General features: G+C 68.3%; 4 protein-coding genes. All 4 read left to right on the top strand.

Features of this window, described 5'->3' with window-relative positions; translation table 11 throughout:
* Nucleotides 1-77: 77 nt before the first annotated feature.
* Genes ACZ4XD_RS13200 through ACZ4XD_RS13185 form a run of 4 tightly spaced genes read left to right on the top strand, consistent with a single transcriptional unit; the run spans nt 78 to nt 16,886 of the window.
* Complete coding sequence (locus tag ACZ4XD_RS13200; protein ID WP_468041423.1) at nt 78-3,059, top strand: helicase-related protein; 2,982 nt, start codon at nt 78-80, stop codon at nt 3,057-3,059.
* Nucleotides 3,060-3,063: 4 nt separating this feature from the next.
* Nucleotides 3,064-7,992 carry an Eco57I restriction-modification methylase domain-containing protein gene (locus ACZ4XD_RS13195; protein WP_468041422.1) on the top strand — a complete coding sequence of 1,643 codons (4,929 nt, stop codon included), beginning with the start codon at nt 3,064-3,066 and terminating at the stop codon, nt 7,990-7,992.
* A gap of 9 nt (nt 7,993-8,001) precedes the next feature.
* Nucleotides 8,002-14,739, top strand: a complete 6,738-nt coding sequence (locus ACZ4XD_RS13190; protein WP_468041421.1) for a DEAD/DEAH box helicase — start codon at nt 8,002-8,004, stop codon at nt 14,737-14,739.
* Nucleotides 14,739-16,886 carry a UvrD-helicase domain-containing protein gene (locus tag ACZ4XD_RS13185; RefSeq protein WP_468041420.1) on the top strand — a complete coding sequence of 716 codons (2,148 nt, stop codon included), beginning with the start codon at nt 14,739-14,741 and terminating at the stop codon, nt 16,884-16,886. The genes ACZ4XD_RS13190 and ACZ4XD_RS13185 overlap by 1 nt, the downstream gene beginning before the upstream one ends.
* Nucleotides 16,887-16,975 lie beyond the last annotated feature (89 nt).

Raw genomic sequence — 16,975 nt, 5'->3', positions numbered from 1 at the left:
CCGGTCCCTCCCGCCCTCACCAAACCCACAGTGCTTGACCACGCAGCAGCAGAGCAGCAATCGAAGGAGACCCGCCGATGGCCACCGTCGCCGACAGCGCGTCAGACAACATCCCCGGCGATGCGTCCGGCGGCGTCCGGTTCGCCGCCGGGATGCAGGTCCGCGCCCGCGACGAGGACTGGCTGGTCGTGGAGGCCTCCGAGACCGCCAAGGACGGCACCCGCCTGGACGTACGAGGTATCTCGCCCCTGGTCCGCGACCAGCGCGCGGTCTTCTTCGCTCACAAGGGTCTCGACGAGGTGACCCCGCTGCGCCCGGAGGACACCGAGCTCGTCCCCGACGACTCCCCGGAGTGCCGCCGGTCGCGCCTGTTCATCGACGCGCTGATCCGCAAGACCCCGCTGCCCCTGTCCGAGCAGCGCCTCGCCACCGTCGGCACCCACCTCGTCGACGACCTCGCCTACCAGCGCGAACCCGCCAAGGCCGCCCTGCGCGCCCTGCGCCCCCGACTGCTGATTGCGGACGCGGTCGGCCTCGGCAAGACCCTTGAGGTCGGACTCCTGCTGTCCGAGCTGATCAGGCGCGGACGCGGCGAGCGCATCCTCGTAGTGACACCGAAGCACATCCTGGAACAGTTCCAGCACGAGCTGTGGACGCGCTTCGCGATCCCGGTGGTACGGCTGGACTCGGCCGGTATCGAGCGGATCAAGAACGACATCCCGGCCGGCCGCAACCCCTTCTCCTACTACAAACGCGCGATCATCTCGATCGACACCCTGCGCTCCGACCGCTGGCGCAGCCACCTGATGCAGGTCACCTGGGACGCCGTCGTCATCGACGAGTCGCACAAGCTCATCAACACCGGGACGAAGAACAACCGCCTCGCACAGCTCCTCGCCCCGAAGACCGACGCCCTGATCCTGGCCAGCGCCACACCGCACAACGGCCAGCGCGAGTCCTTCGGCGAGCTGCTCAGCCTCCTCGACCCGACGGCCATCCCGAACACCAGCGACTACGACGAGACGCAGCTCCAGCACCTGTACATCCGGCGCCACAAGATGTCCCCGGACGTCTCGGCCGAGATCGGCCACATGTGGGCCACCCGCAAGCCACCGGTCGCCATCGACTGCACGGCGACCCCGGCCGAGCAACGGGTCTTCGACGAGCTGTACGACGTCTGGATCAACCCGGAGGACGGCCGCAAGGCCCCCGTCTCCGGCAAGGGCGCACGACTCTTCCCGTACACCCTGCTGAAGTCCTTCCTTTCCTCCCACTCCGCGCTCGTCGAAACGGTCGACAACCGGATCGACAGCATCGACCGAAGCACCAACCCACAAGAGCGCCAGGCCGAACGCGACGCACTGGTCAACCTCGGCACCATCGCTGAGGCCATAGACATCGAGGACGCCGCCAAGTTCCGGCAACTGGTGAAGGTCCTCAAGGAAGAGATCAAGGTCGGCCCCGGCTCCGACACCCGCGTCGTGATCTTCTCCGAGCGCCGCGCCACACTGCAGATACTGCAGGACACCCTTCCCTCGGCCCTCGGCTTCGCCGCGAGCAAGGGAAAGACCAGCGGCGCCGTCCGCCAGCTCCACGGCGGCCTCTCCGACGACGAGCAGCAGCGCACCGTCAAGGACTTCGGCCTCGCGAGCAGCGAACTGCGGGTCCTGCTCACCGGCGATATCGCCGCCGAGGGCGTCAACCTGCACCGCCAGTGCCACCAGATGATCCACTACGACCTGCCCTGGTCCCTGATCACCATCGAGCAGCGCAACGGCCGTATCGACCGCTACGGCCAGCAGCACTCACCGGAGATCCGCGCTCTGCTGCTGCTCACCGCCGACGAGGACCCGGATGCCCCCTCGGCAGACCGAGCGGTGTCCGCGCGCCTGCTGCAGCGCGAGGACGAGGTCCACCGCACCCTCGGCGAAGCGGCTTCGATCCTCGGGCTGCGCGACGAGGACGCCGAGACCGACGCCATCATGGAACGGCTCCTGGCGAAGGAGGAGCCGTTCGACACGGCTGTGCCGTCGGCCCCGCTGGACCCCTTCGAAGCTTTCCTGGCCGACCACACCCCGGAGGGCGACTCGCCGGGCTACCAGGTGCCGCAACTGTTCGCCTCGACCCGCGCGTTCGTCGAAGAGGCCCTGGAAGAGGTCTACGACAACCCGGAGCAGCGCATCGGCAAGCACTGGGACGAGGACCACCCCAAGATGCTGGTCTTCACCCCGGACCGCGAACTCCAGCGACGCCTGCTGGTCCTCCCCAAGGCGTACCTGGACGAGCGCCAGGTTTTGAACCAGCTCCGGGTCACCTTCGACAAGCAGTTCGGCCAGGACCGACTGGACCGCGCCCGTGAGCGCAGCGGCAACCGTGCCAAGGGCGCGATCACCAAGCAGGAGCGCACCGAGACCTCCGGCTGGCCCGACGTCAGCTACCTCACGGACCAGCACCCGGTGGTGGAGTGGCTCACCGACAAGGTCCTCGTCAGGCTCACCCGCAACACCGCCCCGATCATCACGGCGGACGTCAGCGAACCGGTGTTCCTGACACAAGGCATGTACTCGAATGCCAAGGGCCACCCGACTGTCCTGGCCTGGACGTGTGTGACGGGCTTGGCAAGCGGCGCACCGGTCTTCGACGACGACCTGGTGGGTGTCCTTGAGCGGGCCGGGGTGAGGCCGAAGATGCTCAACCGCCCCTTCACCGGGGACAAGGCAGCCTTGCAGGCGCTGGTCCCGGCGGCGGTAAGGGCTAGCCGCGAGCACATCGCCGAGCTGGGCAACGAGCAGGAGACTCCGCTCGTGGAACAACTCGTGGAGTACGAGCGGCGTTTGGAGGCCTGGCGGAAGGCCAGCCTGTCGGCGTTCGAGCAGCTCAGCTTCAGCGGCATCCGGCGCAAGCACGAGGAGACACGCGTGCAGAAGACGGCAGTGGAGGTCGAGCAGCTCATCGAGCAGTTGGCCACACAGGGCGAGGCGATGGTGCGGGTGATCGGAGTCCTGGCGCCACCCGAGTCCGCCGGCGGCAAGGTAGTTCAGCAGCAGAAGGGTGCGTGACACCGTGGCATTCGAAGCGATCACCAACCGCGGTGAGTACATCTCCGCCCACTACCTCGCCGAGCTGTTCGCCCGCGACCTCACCGAGCTGCGCAAGCGCTGGGCCTCCGCCGACCGGGCGGGCGCTCCGTCGTCCCGGTCGGGAGTGAAGGGCCTGCGTCGCGAGTACTTCAAGGCGAAGGTCCGCATCACCGAGAACAAAGCGTCCGACGGTCCTGAGGTACGGGAGCTCAACGACCGCTTGCTGGCGGCGCTGGCGTATGTCGAGCCGGAGGCCGACGGCAAGGACGCTGAGCCTGTCGCGCCGGAGCCCGCGGGTTCCACCCACACCCGCCTGCGCCGGGGCGACTTCGGCGTGATGCATGGCGACAAGGAACGGTCGGTGCCGATGGCACTCGCCGTCACGGGACCGGGCGGCCTGGAACTCGTCGCCCTGGACGTCACCTGGGAGGTGGACGGCGAACTCGTCGTCGCGGACGTCGAGGACGGCGGCGCACAACTCCTCGACCCGATCCAGCTCGACGGCAAACAGCTCATCACCGGTGCGGCTGACGCGGTCACCTTCCTCTTCGGCTGCGAGGACGGCTACGCCCCGCGCTACGTGCTGCTGCTCGCGGGCGGCGCAGTACTGCTCGCCGACCGCACGGCCTGGCACGAGGGCCGGTTCCTCGCGGTGAGCGTGGACGAGGCGCTGGACCGCAACCTCAGCGCGGACGGCGAGGAACTGGAGGCGGTGGCCGCGTTGTTCGGCGCGGAGTCCCTGCTGACGGAGGGTGGTGTCGCCGGGTACCTGGACGGCCTGGTCGACAAGGGCCGCAAGCACGCGGTGGGTGTGTCGAAGGAGCTGCGGGAAGGGCTGCGGCAGTCTGTCGAGCTCATCGCCCAGGAGATCCTGGACCGGCTCAAGGAGGGCGGCGCCGATCCAGCGGAGCTGGGCGACCCGGCCGACCTCGCGAGTCGGCTCACTCGGGAGTCGCTGAGGTACCTGTACCGAATCCTGTTCCTGCTGTACGCGGAGGCGCGGCCCGAACTCGGCATCCTCCCCAGCAAGGACGACGCCTACCAGGACGGCTACGGCCTGGCACGGCTCGGCGAACTGGTCTCCTACGACCTCCCGGAGGAGGCCCAGGACGGCACACACTTCGCCGATTCGCTGGACCTGCTGTTCCGGCTGGTCGACCAGGGCCACCGCCCTCTGGGCACGGACGCGGCGCCGGCGGAGGACGGAGTGACCGTTCTCGACGCGGACGGCCTGCGCTTCGAGGCCCTGCGCAGCGACCTGTTCAAGGCCGACGCGACCCCGCTGATCGGCTCGGTGTCGGTCGAGGGCGAGCGGATCGAGACGAAGCTGCGGAACAAGGTGCTGTGGCGGGTACTCAACCTGCTGATGCTCACCCGTGGTCGGCGCAATGGCCGCGGCAAGGTCGGCGGCGGCACGGGCAAGGGCTTCATCTCATACGCGCAGCTCGGCATCAACCAGCTCGGTGCGGTGTACGAGGGCCTGATGTCCTACACCGGCTTCTTCGCTTGGGACGACCTGTATGAGGTCGCCAAGCCGGACTCGGACGGGCTGAGCGGCACATGGGTCGTGCCCTTCGAGGATGCCGACAACTACGACGAGGAAGTCTTCGTCAAGCGGCGTGACGAGCTGACGGGCGCTTTCAAGCGGGTCGAACACAAGAAGGGCACGTTCGTCTACCGCCTGTCCGGTCGGGAGCGGCAGCGATCGGCGTCGTACTACACGCCGGAGGTACTGACCCGCAGCACAGTCAAGCACGCACTGGCGGAGCTGCTGGACCAGGACGGCGTCACGACGCCCGCGCGGGCGATTCTCGACCTGAAGGTGTGCGAGCCCGCCCTCGGCTCGGGCGCGTTCCTCAACGAGGCCATCAACCAACTGGCGGCGGAGTACCTGAAGCGCAGGATGGCGGAGCTCGGCGGTGAGCAACTGCCTCCCGACCGGTACGAGGCGGAGCTTCAGAAGGTCAAGGCGTATCTGGCCCTGCACAACTGCTATGGCGTCGACCTCAACCAGACCGCTGTTGAGTTGGCCGAGGTTTCGCTGTGGCTCAACTCGATGCATGAGGGCCTGAAAGCCCCCTGGTTCGGCCTACACCTGCGTCGCGGCAACTCGTTGATCGGGGCGCGGCGGGCTGTGTACGCGGCGGAGACGCTGAAACGAAAGGCATGGCTGACGACGGTCCCGACGGACCGGCCGCTGCGGGCAGGAGCCGAAGAAGGCCAGTTTCAGGCGGGCAAGGAGATCCACCACTTCCTGCTGCCGGCCAAGGGGTGGGGCGCAGTCGCGGACGCTAAGCAGGCGAAGGAGCTGGCAAAGGAAGAGCGCGACGCACTGGCGAAGTGGCGGACGGCCGTCACAGCGACGCCGTCAGTGGCACAAAGCAAGCGGCTGCTCGCACTGGCAACGCGAGTCGAGCGGCTGTGGGAGCTGACCCGGCGCCGCCTGATCGTGAGTGAGCGGGAGGTGCGGCGTCAGATCGACGTGTGGGAGGTCGACCCCGACCAGCCGCTGGAGAAGGCTTCCGGGGACGTGACCCGTGAGCGGATCGAGGGTGCTCTGAACGAGCCAGGGTCGCCGCGCGGACGACTGAAACTGGTGATGGATGCCTGGTGTGCCTTGTGGTTCTGGCCAGTGGGACAGGCCGACACCCCCGGGCCGCCCAGCATGGACGACTGGCTCTCCTTCTGCGAGGCGGTACTGGGCATCCCGGCAGCCAAGGCGAAGGCGGGTAACAGGCGAGGCGGCGCGGCAGGGCTGGACGACGAACTTGGTTTGTTCGCCGACACTGGCGAGTTCGAGCAACTGGCGACGGATGACGAGTTCGACCGGGTGATGAGTCAGTGCGCGGAACTGCCGTCGGTCATGGTGCGGTTCCCGTGGCTGAGCGAGGTGGACGCGGTCTCCCGTCGGGAGGGGTTTTTCCATTGGGAACTCGAGTTCGCCCACATCTTCGAGCGAGGCGGGTTCGATCTGCAGACGGGTAACCCTCCGTGGTACAAACCCAAGTGGAACGGGCCGTTGTCGTTGGCCGAGCACGATCCTTGGTTTGGTCTCAATGAAAAAGCTGCAGCAACAGAGATTGCCGAACGTCAAGAAAGGACTCTCCGACATCCAGCAATAGTCCGCTCTTATTTGGCAGACCTGAGTGCCTGGGCGGGGTTCTCCTTCCATCTCAGCTTCGAAATTACACATCCAGTTCTCATCGGAGTCCAGACGAACCTCTACATGAATTTCATGGAACAGGTATGGAGGAACGGTGGAGAATCCGGAATTTCAGGGCTCGTTCACCCGGAAGACCATTTTGGCGCCGCCACTTGCCGCGGAGTTCGATCAGCTACCTACCCCCGCTTGCGACGGCACTTCCAGTTCCGGAACGAGTTGAAGCTCTTCGAGATCATGAACACAAGGGAATACGGTATCCACATTTATGGACCCGTGAAAGATGTAGAGTTCATCAACATCTCGGGATTGGTGCATCCATCTACTGCAGATGGATCGGTTTTGCACAACGGTGCGGGAGAGACGCCGGGAAGACAATTTGAGGCCGGCGGATGGGACCTAAGGCCTCACCGTGACAGGGTTGTAGTGGTCAATGAGCACATCCTTGCCTCATGGGCTGCTCTTGTGGACGGTGCGGGCATTCCAGCCACACAGTCTCGCATGCTTCGCCCCCTGACCGTCTCCGACAATGAGGCCACGCTGACCCTTTCAGCGTTTCCGAACCGTCTGTGCGATCACCAGTACTGGTGGACGCCGGGATTGCGCGAGAACAGGGCGATTGAAAAGAGAATCATCAGGAAGCTGACACACATCCCCTCGAGCCACGGTGAGGTAATTTTGCAAGGACCCCACCTTGGAGTAGGCATGCCTTTCGCCCAACAGGCGAATGTGGGATGCAAGTCCTATAAGGATTACTCAAAGGTGGATTTCTCGGAGATTCCGGAGGATTTCTCGCCACGTACAAACTACCTGGTGATCTCCTCGGAAGAGGAGTTTCTCAAGGATCATCAGCAGTGGGGAGACCGCCGCGCCACACAATATCTACGCGTTGCCTGGAGGCGTAGAGTGGATTCAGTCACTGAGCGCACGCTGCAATCCGGGTTGATTCCTTGCGGAGTTACACATGTTGACGGGGTTCATTCAATGGCCCTGAGTGAGGACCGCAGCACCGCCCTGATCGGGGCTCTGTGGTCAAGTCTTCCATTGGATTATCTCGTCAAGGTCACAGGGAAAGATGATCTCCAAGCCGATGTGATGGCACAGTTCCCTGCACCCCTCGATCATCCGCTCACTACACCTCTACTCCTTCGCTCACTGCGTCGCCTTTGTGTCGCGCGGCCCTATGCCTCGTTGTGGCAAGACAGCTTTGAAAGCGCATGGCGCTCCGATCGCTGGACCGATCCTGCTCCTCTATGCGCGCCAATTGGAGCTGTGGCTTCTGAATGGTCAGCGGCAACACCACTCCGCAGTGAATATGAACGACGAATGGCGCTAGTCGAGCTCGATGCGATTTCGGCAATTATGCTCGGCCTCACGGCTGACCAACTATGTGCGCTCTATCGTTCCCAGTTCGGAACCCTCCGTAAGTACGAATGGGAAATGTTTTTCGCTCCCGATGGCCATAAGATCGGAGCATCGAAGGATAACGTCGGCGTCCGTCAGTCGGCGGATGAGACTCAATTCGTGCGTGCCTGGGCCAAAGCCGCCCGCGCAGGCGACCCCACCCCCGCAATCCCCGAAGGCTGGGTCAAGCCGAACCGCGAAGCGGAAATGACCCGCGCCCACGCCCACTTCACCGCCCGCCTCCACGCCGGCGAGTACGGCGACTACGCCGCCTACCTTGCCGAGCATCCCCTCACCACCCCCAGACCCATCACGTCCACGCCCGCCCCCGCCCCGGAAAGCAGGTAGCAGCCCGCCATGCTTCCCTCCCTGGCCGCCGAGGATCTGCGCCGTGCCCTCGCCGCGTACCTGACGACGAGCTTCGCGCTCGCCGACGACGACGTCCGCGAGGAGCTCGAGGCATTCCTTGAGCGGCCGGAGAGCCGGCTCTTCCGGGGCCCGTACCTCCGCGTACGTACGCCCTTCCGGTACGCGCCCCCCGGCTGGGAGAAGGCTCTGGACTGGTCGCCCAGCCTCCGCCCCTACACCCACCAGGCGACCGCCTGGCAGCGGCTGTCCAGCAAGTCGGGGCACGCTCCCGAGCCGACGATCGTCACCACCGGCACCGGCTCCGGAAAGACCGAGTCGTTCCTCGTCCCGATCCTGGACCACTGCGCCCGCGCCCGCGCCGCCGGGGTGAAGGGCGTCAAAGCGCTGCTGCTCTACCCGATGAACGCGCTGGCCGACGACCAGGCCCGCCGTATCGACGACTTTCTCGCCAAGAACGCTGCCCTTTCCTCCGTCACCGCCGGTATCTACATCGGCGGCGCATCCGGAAACCGCTCCCCGGACGACGAGGACGAGAACGCCCCCGGCTCCTACGCCCGCGAGTCCGGCGCAAGCACCATCACCCCCGCCCAACTGTCCCCGGACAGCCGTCTGATCACCGACCGCGAGGCCATCCGCGCGAACCCGCCGGACCTGCTGCTCACCAACTACAAGATGCTGGACCTCCTCCTCCAGCGCATCCCGGACGTCCCCCTCTGGCAGGACGGCGGGCTGACGTACGTCGTCCTGGACGAGTTCCACACCTACGACGGCGCCCAGGGCACCGACGTGGCGATGCTGCTGCGCCGCCTTGGCGCGGCCACCGGCAAGGCCGAGCCCGGCCGCCCCCTCGGCACGATCACCCCCGTCGCCACCTCCGCCACCCTCGGCGGCGGGAACGCAGTGACCGGCGAAACCGGCGGCGCCCCCTCCACCGAACCAACCCCCACCCTCGACGGCCCCCAGAAGTCCGACCGCGAACTCCTCCTCGAATTCGCCGAGAAGGTCTTCGGTACCCCCTTCCCGGACGCCGCCCTCATCGGCGAGGACCGCCAGACACCCGGCGAGTTCGTCGCCGATCCCGACTTCCTTCTCCCCGTACCCTCCCCGGCCGACCTTGCCGCCGTCCCCGACCCCCTCAACGACCCGTCGGCCCTCCACCGACTCGCCGAACTCGTCGTCGGCATGGACTTCGCCGACCCGATTCAACTCGGCGAGAAACTCCGCCAGCACAACCTCATCCGCGCCCTCCTCGACGTAGCCGGCGACACTCCCGTCACCGTCCCGGAGATCGCCCGCGAGTTTGCGAAGCGTGGCGGCGGCGCGGCATGGGACGAGGCGGCCCGGACCGACATCGACCTGGTCGCGACCGGCCTCGCGCGTCTCCTCGCGCTGGTCTCGACCGCCCGTACGTACGACCCAGTCGCCGACCGCATCATCCCCTTCCTCCGCGTCGAGGCCCAGCTCTGGGTCCGCGAGGTCCGCCGTGTGATCCGCGCCGCGACGCCGACGCCCCACTTCCGCTGGTTCGACGACGACGGCCCCACCGGGGACACCCGCCCCAACCCGGCCAACCTCGCCGTCTACCCCTCCGCCGAGGTGGACAGCACCGCCGACGCCGATGCCGATGCCGACACAGACCCGGATGCCCCGCACGTCGGCGCCCCCTCCCTCGCCCCGGACAGCCCCGTCCCGTTCGTCCGCCCCGTCGGCCCGGCCTACCGCGCGCACCTCCCCGCCGTGTACTGCCGTCACTGCGGGCGCTCCGGCTGGGCCGCGCTCTCCACGGATCTGGAGTGGCAGCAGCTCAAGACCAAGCCGCTGGAGATCTACCGGGCCTCCGCCCAGGGCAACCGCGCCGTCCGCTGGATGATCCGCGCCAGGCCGGGCGAGCACACCCCGGTCTTCCTCCATGCCGAGGAAGCCGAACTGCGCACGGTGCCATGCAACGACACCGTGCCCGTCATCACCGTCGCTGGGCCCGTCCCCGCCAGCGCGGGCGACAAGTGCCCCTCCTGCGACCTGACCGACGGTATGCGCTTCCTCGGTGCGGGCACCGCCACGCTCGCCTCCGTCACCACCACCCAGTTGTTCTCCGACCGTGGTCTGACCGACGACGAGCGCAAGCTGCTGGTCTTCACCGACTCAGTCCAGGACGCCACGCACCGGGCCGCGTTCATCGCCAATCGCAGCTTCGGCTTCACCTTCCGCGGGCTGCTCACCGAGCAACTCAAGCCGGGGGCCCCCGTCGCCGTGCACGACCTGGCGACCGACGCCGCCGAAGCGGTCGTGGCGGCCGCCGAGAAGGGCGAGCGGAGCAAGCTCGCCTCGATCGTGCCGCCCGACCTGCGTGACAACCCGGAGATCCGTACCCTCCTCAGCGGCGACGGATTCAGTGATGCGGGCGCGTACATGCTGCAGGACCGCATGGTCTTCCAGACACTGATGGAGTTCGGCCTGCGCTCACGCCTGGGCCGCACCCTCGAACTGACCCGGACCGCAGCCGCCGAGGTACACCTCCCCGACGCCGCCGCCATAGCGGCTCTGCTGCGGGAAGCGCACCAGCGCCTCCCGGGGCAGATCACCCTCCCCGCCGACGACGCCGAGTACGTCGTCTACCTGCGCGGTCTGCTGGAGCGTATGCGGCTGCGTGGGGCGCTGTTCCACCCCTGGCTGAAGGAGTACATCGCCCAGGCCGGCGCCAGGCGCTGGCCGATCTGGGGCGGGCGGCCCACCGGGATGCCCGCGTTTCCACGCGGTCTGGCCGCACCGACCTTCCCGGTCCTCGGCCGCCTCGGCACATCCGACTTCGACTCCCTCAACCGGGACAACACCTGGTTCGCCGACTGGGGGCACCGCACCCTCGGCTGCGAGCGGCGCGAGGCCCGTGCCCTCGCCGAACAGGCTATGAAGCTGCTCGCGCAGCGCGAAGTACTGGCGACCTACCCGGCCGAGGGCGGCTCGACCGTCTTCGCCCTCAGGCCGCGCACCATCATGGTGCATAGCCTCGCCGCCGACCCGTCGTCCCCTGGCGACGACAGCAGGGCAGCCGGGGCCGACAGGTCGGACGGAACCGGCGTCAACGACCACGGCGTCCGCTGCGACAGCTGCACCTGGCGGCAGACCGTCCCGCCCGGCCGACGCGACGACTGGCTCGGCACGCCCTGCCTGCGCTTCCAGTGCGGCGGCACGTTCACCACCGACGACCGCGACTACAGCGACGACTACTACCGCCGCCTCTACACCGTCGACCGGCCCGGTGACGTCCTCACCGCCGAGCACACGGGCGCGCTCAGCCGGGCCCGCCGCGAGGAGGTCGAGCAGGCCTTCAAGAACCGCCCCTCACCCTTCGACCCGAACGTCCTGACCTGCACGCCCACCCTCGAACTCGGCATCGACATCGGTGACTTGTCGGCCGTCCTGCTCGCCTCACTCCCACCCGCGCCCGCCAACTACGCGCAGCGCATCGGCCGCGCCGGCCGCAGCACCGGCAACTCGCTCACCGTCACCTTCGTACCGCGCGGCGCCCGCAACCAGTACTACCTGCACGCACCCGAGCAGATGCTCGCGGGCCGGATCATCCCGCCGGACTGCTACCTGGACGCCTCCGAGATTCTGCGGCGCCAGTACCTGGCGTACCTGCTGGACCGGGCCGCCGACCGCAGCCTGTGGCGGGGGACGATGATGCCCGAGGAGCCCATTCCGCACCGCGTCGGCGCGCTCATCACCCGGGGCCTGGCCGAGGACGGCTGGTTCCGCCGCTTCCTGGACGTCGCCCACGCCCGCCACGCGGAACTCGCGGACTCCTTCGTCCGACTCTTCCCCGGGATGTCGGCCGAGGCCGAGCAGGGCCTGCGGCAGTTCGCGCAGCTGGAGCTGGAGCAGACCGTCGGCCAGGCCGCCACTGCGTGGCGCAAACGCCTGGAGGCGCTGTGCTCCAGGTCCCGGCAGATCGGCCGGGCCTTCGACGCGCTGTCCACCGCCTCCGGGGACCGCGAACGCGACGAGCAGCGCCGCCAACTCTACGCCGAGCGCAGGTCGGTCAACCGGCGCAGGGACGCCCTGGTCGGCGAGAACTCGATCAACGCCATGGTCCGTCTGGGGCTGCTGCCCAACTACACCCTCCACGACGACGCCACGCTCCTGGACGCCACCCTTTGGTGGAAGGACGCCGACGGAGAGTTCCAGGACCAGCTGACCGAGTACGGGCGCGGCTCACGCATGGGCCTGCTGGAACTCGCGCCCGGCAACACCTTCCACACCGACGGCTACAAATACATCATCAACGGCCTGGACCTGGGAGCCGGCGAGGGCGACACCGCCTATGCCAAGTGGCGGCTGTGCCCTGAATGCGGCTACGTCGCCACCGCCGAGTCCGGGCTGGACCTCACCGCCTGCCCGCGCTGCCAGACCCCGCAGATCGCCGACCCCGGCACACTCCACACCGTGCTGGTACCCGAGCGCGTCACCGCCCGGGAGCGGCGCGAGGACGCACGGCTCACCGACGAGCGTGACGAGCGGGAGCGGCGCCGGTTCACCGACATCACGCTGGTGGACATCGACCCGGACCAGCCTCAGGGTCTGCGCGCCTGGAAGCGGGTCGGGGAGCTGCCGTTCGGGGTGGAGTTCGCGCGGGTGGCCACCATCCGCACCCTCAACCTCGGCCCGGCCGCCGCGGCCGGCCCCGAGCACCAGATCGCCGGCGACGACGTCCAGGTGCCCGGCTTCGAGACCTGCCTGGAGTGCGGGGCCGTACGCGGCGTGCACCCCCAGGCATGGGACCGGTCCGCCGAACGGATCGGAACCCGGCACGCGTACTGGTGCAGCCACAAGGACGACGGGATCGCCGCCGAGACGGCGTCGATGCAGAAACTCGTTCTCGCCCACGAGCTGACCACACAGGCACTGCGGATCCTGCTGCCCGTCTCCACGATGGAACTGCAGACCCGGCTCGTGTCGTTCAAGGCCGCGCTGCTGCTGGGCATAACCAAGCACTTCGGCGGCGCCCCCGACCACCTGCGTGTCGTGCCCGCGACCATGCCGGGCGGCACCCGGGAACTGCGCCGCCGCTTCCTGGTGCTGCACGACTCCATGCCGGGCGGCACCGGCTACCTGGAGCACCTCGCCGACGCGAACGTGCTGCACCGGGTGCTCACCCTCGCCCAGACCGCCCTGCGGGACTGCCCCTGCGGCAAGGAGAACGTGCGCACCCCCTGCCACCGCTGCCTGCTACCGCACGTCAGCAGCAACGAGCACCCTTTCGCGTCGCTGCGGGTCGCCAGGGAGCTTTTGGACGAGATCCTCAGGGGCTGGGACACCGAGCGTGTCGACACCCTGTCCGGGGTGCGGATCGACCAGCTCGCCGAGAGCGAGTTGGAGAAGCAGTTCGTCCGCACCCTCGTGGACTGGGGCAGCCGCCGGCCGGAGTCCGGCTCGGTGACGCCCCGCGCCGGGGAGCGCGGCATGGAGTACGAGCTGCGCTGCACCCGCCCGGACGGCAGCGGCACCCGCTGGCTCTTCCAGGACCACGTGCGGCAGCTGAACTCCGCGCCCAGCGAACCGGACTATCTGCTGACCCGGATCGACGGACCGTCGACACGTATCGCGATCTTCCTCGATGGCTACGCCTTCCACGCCAGCACCGGCATCAACCGGATCGCCGACGACGCCGCCAAGCGCGAGGCACTGCGGGCCGAGGGCATGCAGGTGTGGCAGTTCACGCACACGGACGTCATGGCCTGGAAGGCGGCGGTGGAGGGGACGGCGGACGACCGCGAGGTGCGCACCCCCGCCGAACCGCTCCTCGGTGAGGGCGCGCTGCGGACGGCCCGGCAGATCCACCAGATGCTGACGGGCGGCCCACGCCCCGACGACACGCTGGACCCTGTGCTGCGGAACCCGATCGAGACCCTACTCATGGTGCTCGCCGATCCCGACGCGGAGAAGTGGTCCCGCAGGGCGGCGGCGCTGATCGGTGGTTTCGCAGGGAGCGGAGCGGCGCGGCAGCCGATCGACCGGCGTTCGGTGGGGGAACTGCTGCCGGACGTGCTGGCGGGCGGCACCCTGCCGGTACCCGACAACCCGGCCGCCTCCGACGCCATCGCGATGGACGTCCGCACTCTGGGCGGGCTGCGCGTCCTCGGGCTGCTCGACCGGCGGGCCGAGCCCGCGACCGGGCAGCCCGGGATGTCCGCCTGGTCGGCCTTCACCGTGCTGGACGACCGCGACGAGGCCGTCGCCGAGCCCGGTCATCGGGCGCGGTGGGCCGACTGGCTGCGGTGGTCGAATCTCTTGCAGCTTCTGACGGGCGACCGGGGTTCGGCACTGCCGCGTTCGTTCCACCAGATCGCGATGTCCACGGCCGGACAGCTCGACCCGCACTCGGTCGCCCTCCTCGCGGGTGCGCTGGCCACCACCGCGGGCCTGCCCGAACAACTGCCGGAGCCCTGGGCGGAGGCGGTCGAGTGGGCTTCCTCGCAGGCCGAGGAACTGCTGTTCGCCCTGTGCAAGGAAGCCCGTACCCGTCACTTCGGCGCCCCGGAGGTCGGCTTCGAACTCGACGACCGGGTCGCGCAGCAGGCCGAACTCGCCTGGCCGGACGCCAGGGTGGCGGTGTTCCTCGATGCGGACGAGCACCGTGACGCCGCCTTCGCGGCGGCCGGCTGGCACGTCGTACATGCCGAGACAGTTGATGTGGCCGAGCTGGCCGAGCGTTTGGAGAATGTGTGATGTCCAAGGCCCAGGTCGTCATGGCGGACGTCTTCGGCAAGTACTACGACAAGCTCGACGGGTCGGTCCAGGCACAGGTGCTGCAGTTCATCATGAAGATGCAGCGCGATCCGGACGCCAACGGGCTCAACCTCAAGCCGCCGAAGGGCGCCGAGGACAAGCGGGTGCGCACGGCCAGGATCAACGACAACTTCCGCGCGGTGCTGATGCACTACGCAGACCGGATCTACTACCTGGTCGCGGTACTGCCGCACGACGACGCCTACGACCTCGCGTCCCACATCATCTTCGACATCAACAAGGTCACCGGCGGCGTCGAGCTGATCAATCTCGCGAGCCTCCACGGAACCCTGAGCGGGCAGCCCGCCCAGCCCCCCGCCGCCACCGCGGCAGAACCCTCGCTCTTCGCCAAAGTCTCTGACGCCGACTTCGACCGGCTCGGCGTGCACCCCTCGGTCGTACCGGCGTTGCGTGAGATCCGCAGCGTCGACGCGATACTCGGCTTCGTGGAGCACCTGCCCAAGCTCGCCAGGGACGTGATCCTCTGCCTCGCCGACGGCATGACCGTCGAGGACGTCTGGACGCACGTCAGCTCGGTCGCCGCCACCAGCGACACCATCGACCCCGACGACTACGAGGCCGCGAACGAGCGCCCCGCGACCAAGGAGTCCTTCGTCGTCACCGGTGACGTCGCCGAGTTCGGCCGGATCATGTCCGAACCGCTGTCGGCCTGGCGGATCTTCCTGCACCCGGCCCAGCGCGCCCTGGCCGAGCGCAAGACCCCCAACAAGGGCTCGGTACGGGTCACCGGCGGCCCCGGTACGGGCAAGACCGTCGTCGCCCTGCACCGGGTGAAGGCCCTGGCCGAACGGCTGCCACCTGGCCAGGCGATCCTGCTCACCACCTACACCACCACCCTCGCCGAACTCTTGCGCTCGCTGCTGGAAGACCTCGGCGGCACCCAGCTCACCGCGAAGGTGGACGTCCGCAACATCGACAAGGTCGCCTACGGCATCGCCAAGGAGCTCTTCGGCGCGAAGACCCCCAAGTCCCTCGGTGACGACGAGATCCGCAGGCGATGGGAGGACCTGGCCGAGGAACAGCAGCCGCACCGCTGGGACGCGCGCTTCCTGGAGGCAGAATGGAAGCAGGTCGTGCTGGCGCAGGACGTGCGCAGCCGCGACGACTACCTCGCCGCCAGCCGGGCCGGTCGCGGACGGCGCCTCAACCGCCCGGAACGGGCACAGGTGTGGGGCCTGATCGAGGCCTTCGAGCACCGGCTGGACGCGGCCGGTGAGGTCGGTGTCACCCAACTCGCGGCGCAGGCCGCCCGGATCGCCTCGGGCTGGAGCGACGAGACCCGCCCGTACCGGCACATCGTCGTGGACGAGGCCCAGGACCTGCACGCCGCGCACTGGAAGCTGCTGCGCGCGCTCGTCCCGGTCGGCGAGGACGACCTGTTCATCGTCGGCGACGCCCACCAGCGGATCTACGACAACCGGACCGCGCTGAGCGCCCACGGCATCAACGTGCGGGGGAGGCGCTCCAGGCGACTGACCCTGAACTACCGTACGACCCGTCAGATCCTCGGTACGTCCTTGAGCCTGCTGGGCGACGCGAGCTTCGACGACCTCGACGACGCGACCGAAGACCTCGGCGGCTACCGGTCCGTCCTCGGCGGCGCGAAGCCCGAGCTCACCGAATACCCCTCCACGGCCGCCGAACTCGCCGGCCTGGCCGGGCGGGTCGAGGAGTGGCTGGGCGAAGGCCTGAAGGAGGACGAGATCGTCGTCACCGCCCGGACCAACAAGCTCGCGGACGCGGCGGTGAAGGCATTGCACGAAGCGGGGATCAAGGCCGTCAGAGTGAAGCCGCGGCAGACCCCGGCGATCGGTTCCGGGGTGCATGTGATGACGATGCACCGGATCAAGGGCCTGGAGTACCGGGCAGTCGCGATCATAGGCGTGGGCGCGGACCACGTGCCGCAGCCCGGCGCCGTCACTCCGGTCTCCGAGGACCGTCTCCAACACAACCGTGACCTGCAGCGCGAGCGTTCGCTGCTGTTCGTCGCCGCCACCAGGGCCCGCGAACAGCTCTCCATCAGCTGGGCGGGACCACGCAGCCTCTTCCTGGAGGGAAGCCACTGACCTGCGGTGACTCGACACAACGCCGCCGCGTTAGAGTCACCACGGAGCCGGCCGTCGTCCGGCTCTCACCTCAGAACGGGATCCGGGCG

It is taken from the genome of Streptomyces sp. NPDC029466, from assembly GCF_055574515.1.
This window is presented reverse-complemented; position numbering and strand designations above follow the sequence as displayed.

What these genes read in the sequence shown, in the direction of transcription:
- ACZ4XD_RS13200 (WP_468041423.1), top strand. Translation starts at nt 78, where the DNA reads ATGGCCACCGTCGCCGACAGCGCGTCAGACAACATCCCCGGCGATGCG.
- ACZ4XD_RS13190 (WP_468041421.1), top strand. Translation starts at nt 8,002, where the DNA reads ATGCTTCCCTCCCTGGCCGCCGAGGATCTGCGCCGTGCCCTCGCCGCG.
- ACZ4XD_RS13185 (WP_468041420.1), top strand. Translation starts at nt 14,739, where the DNA reads ATGTCCAAGGCCCAGGTCGTCATGGCGGACGTCTTCGGCAAGTACTAC.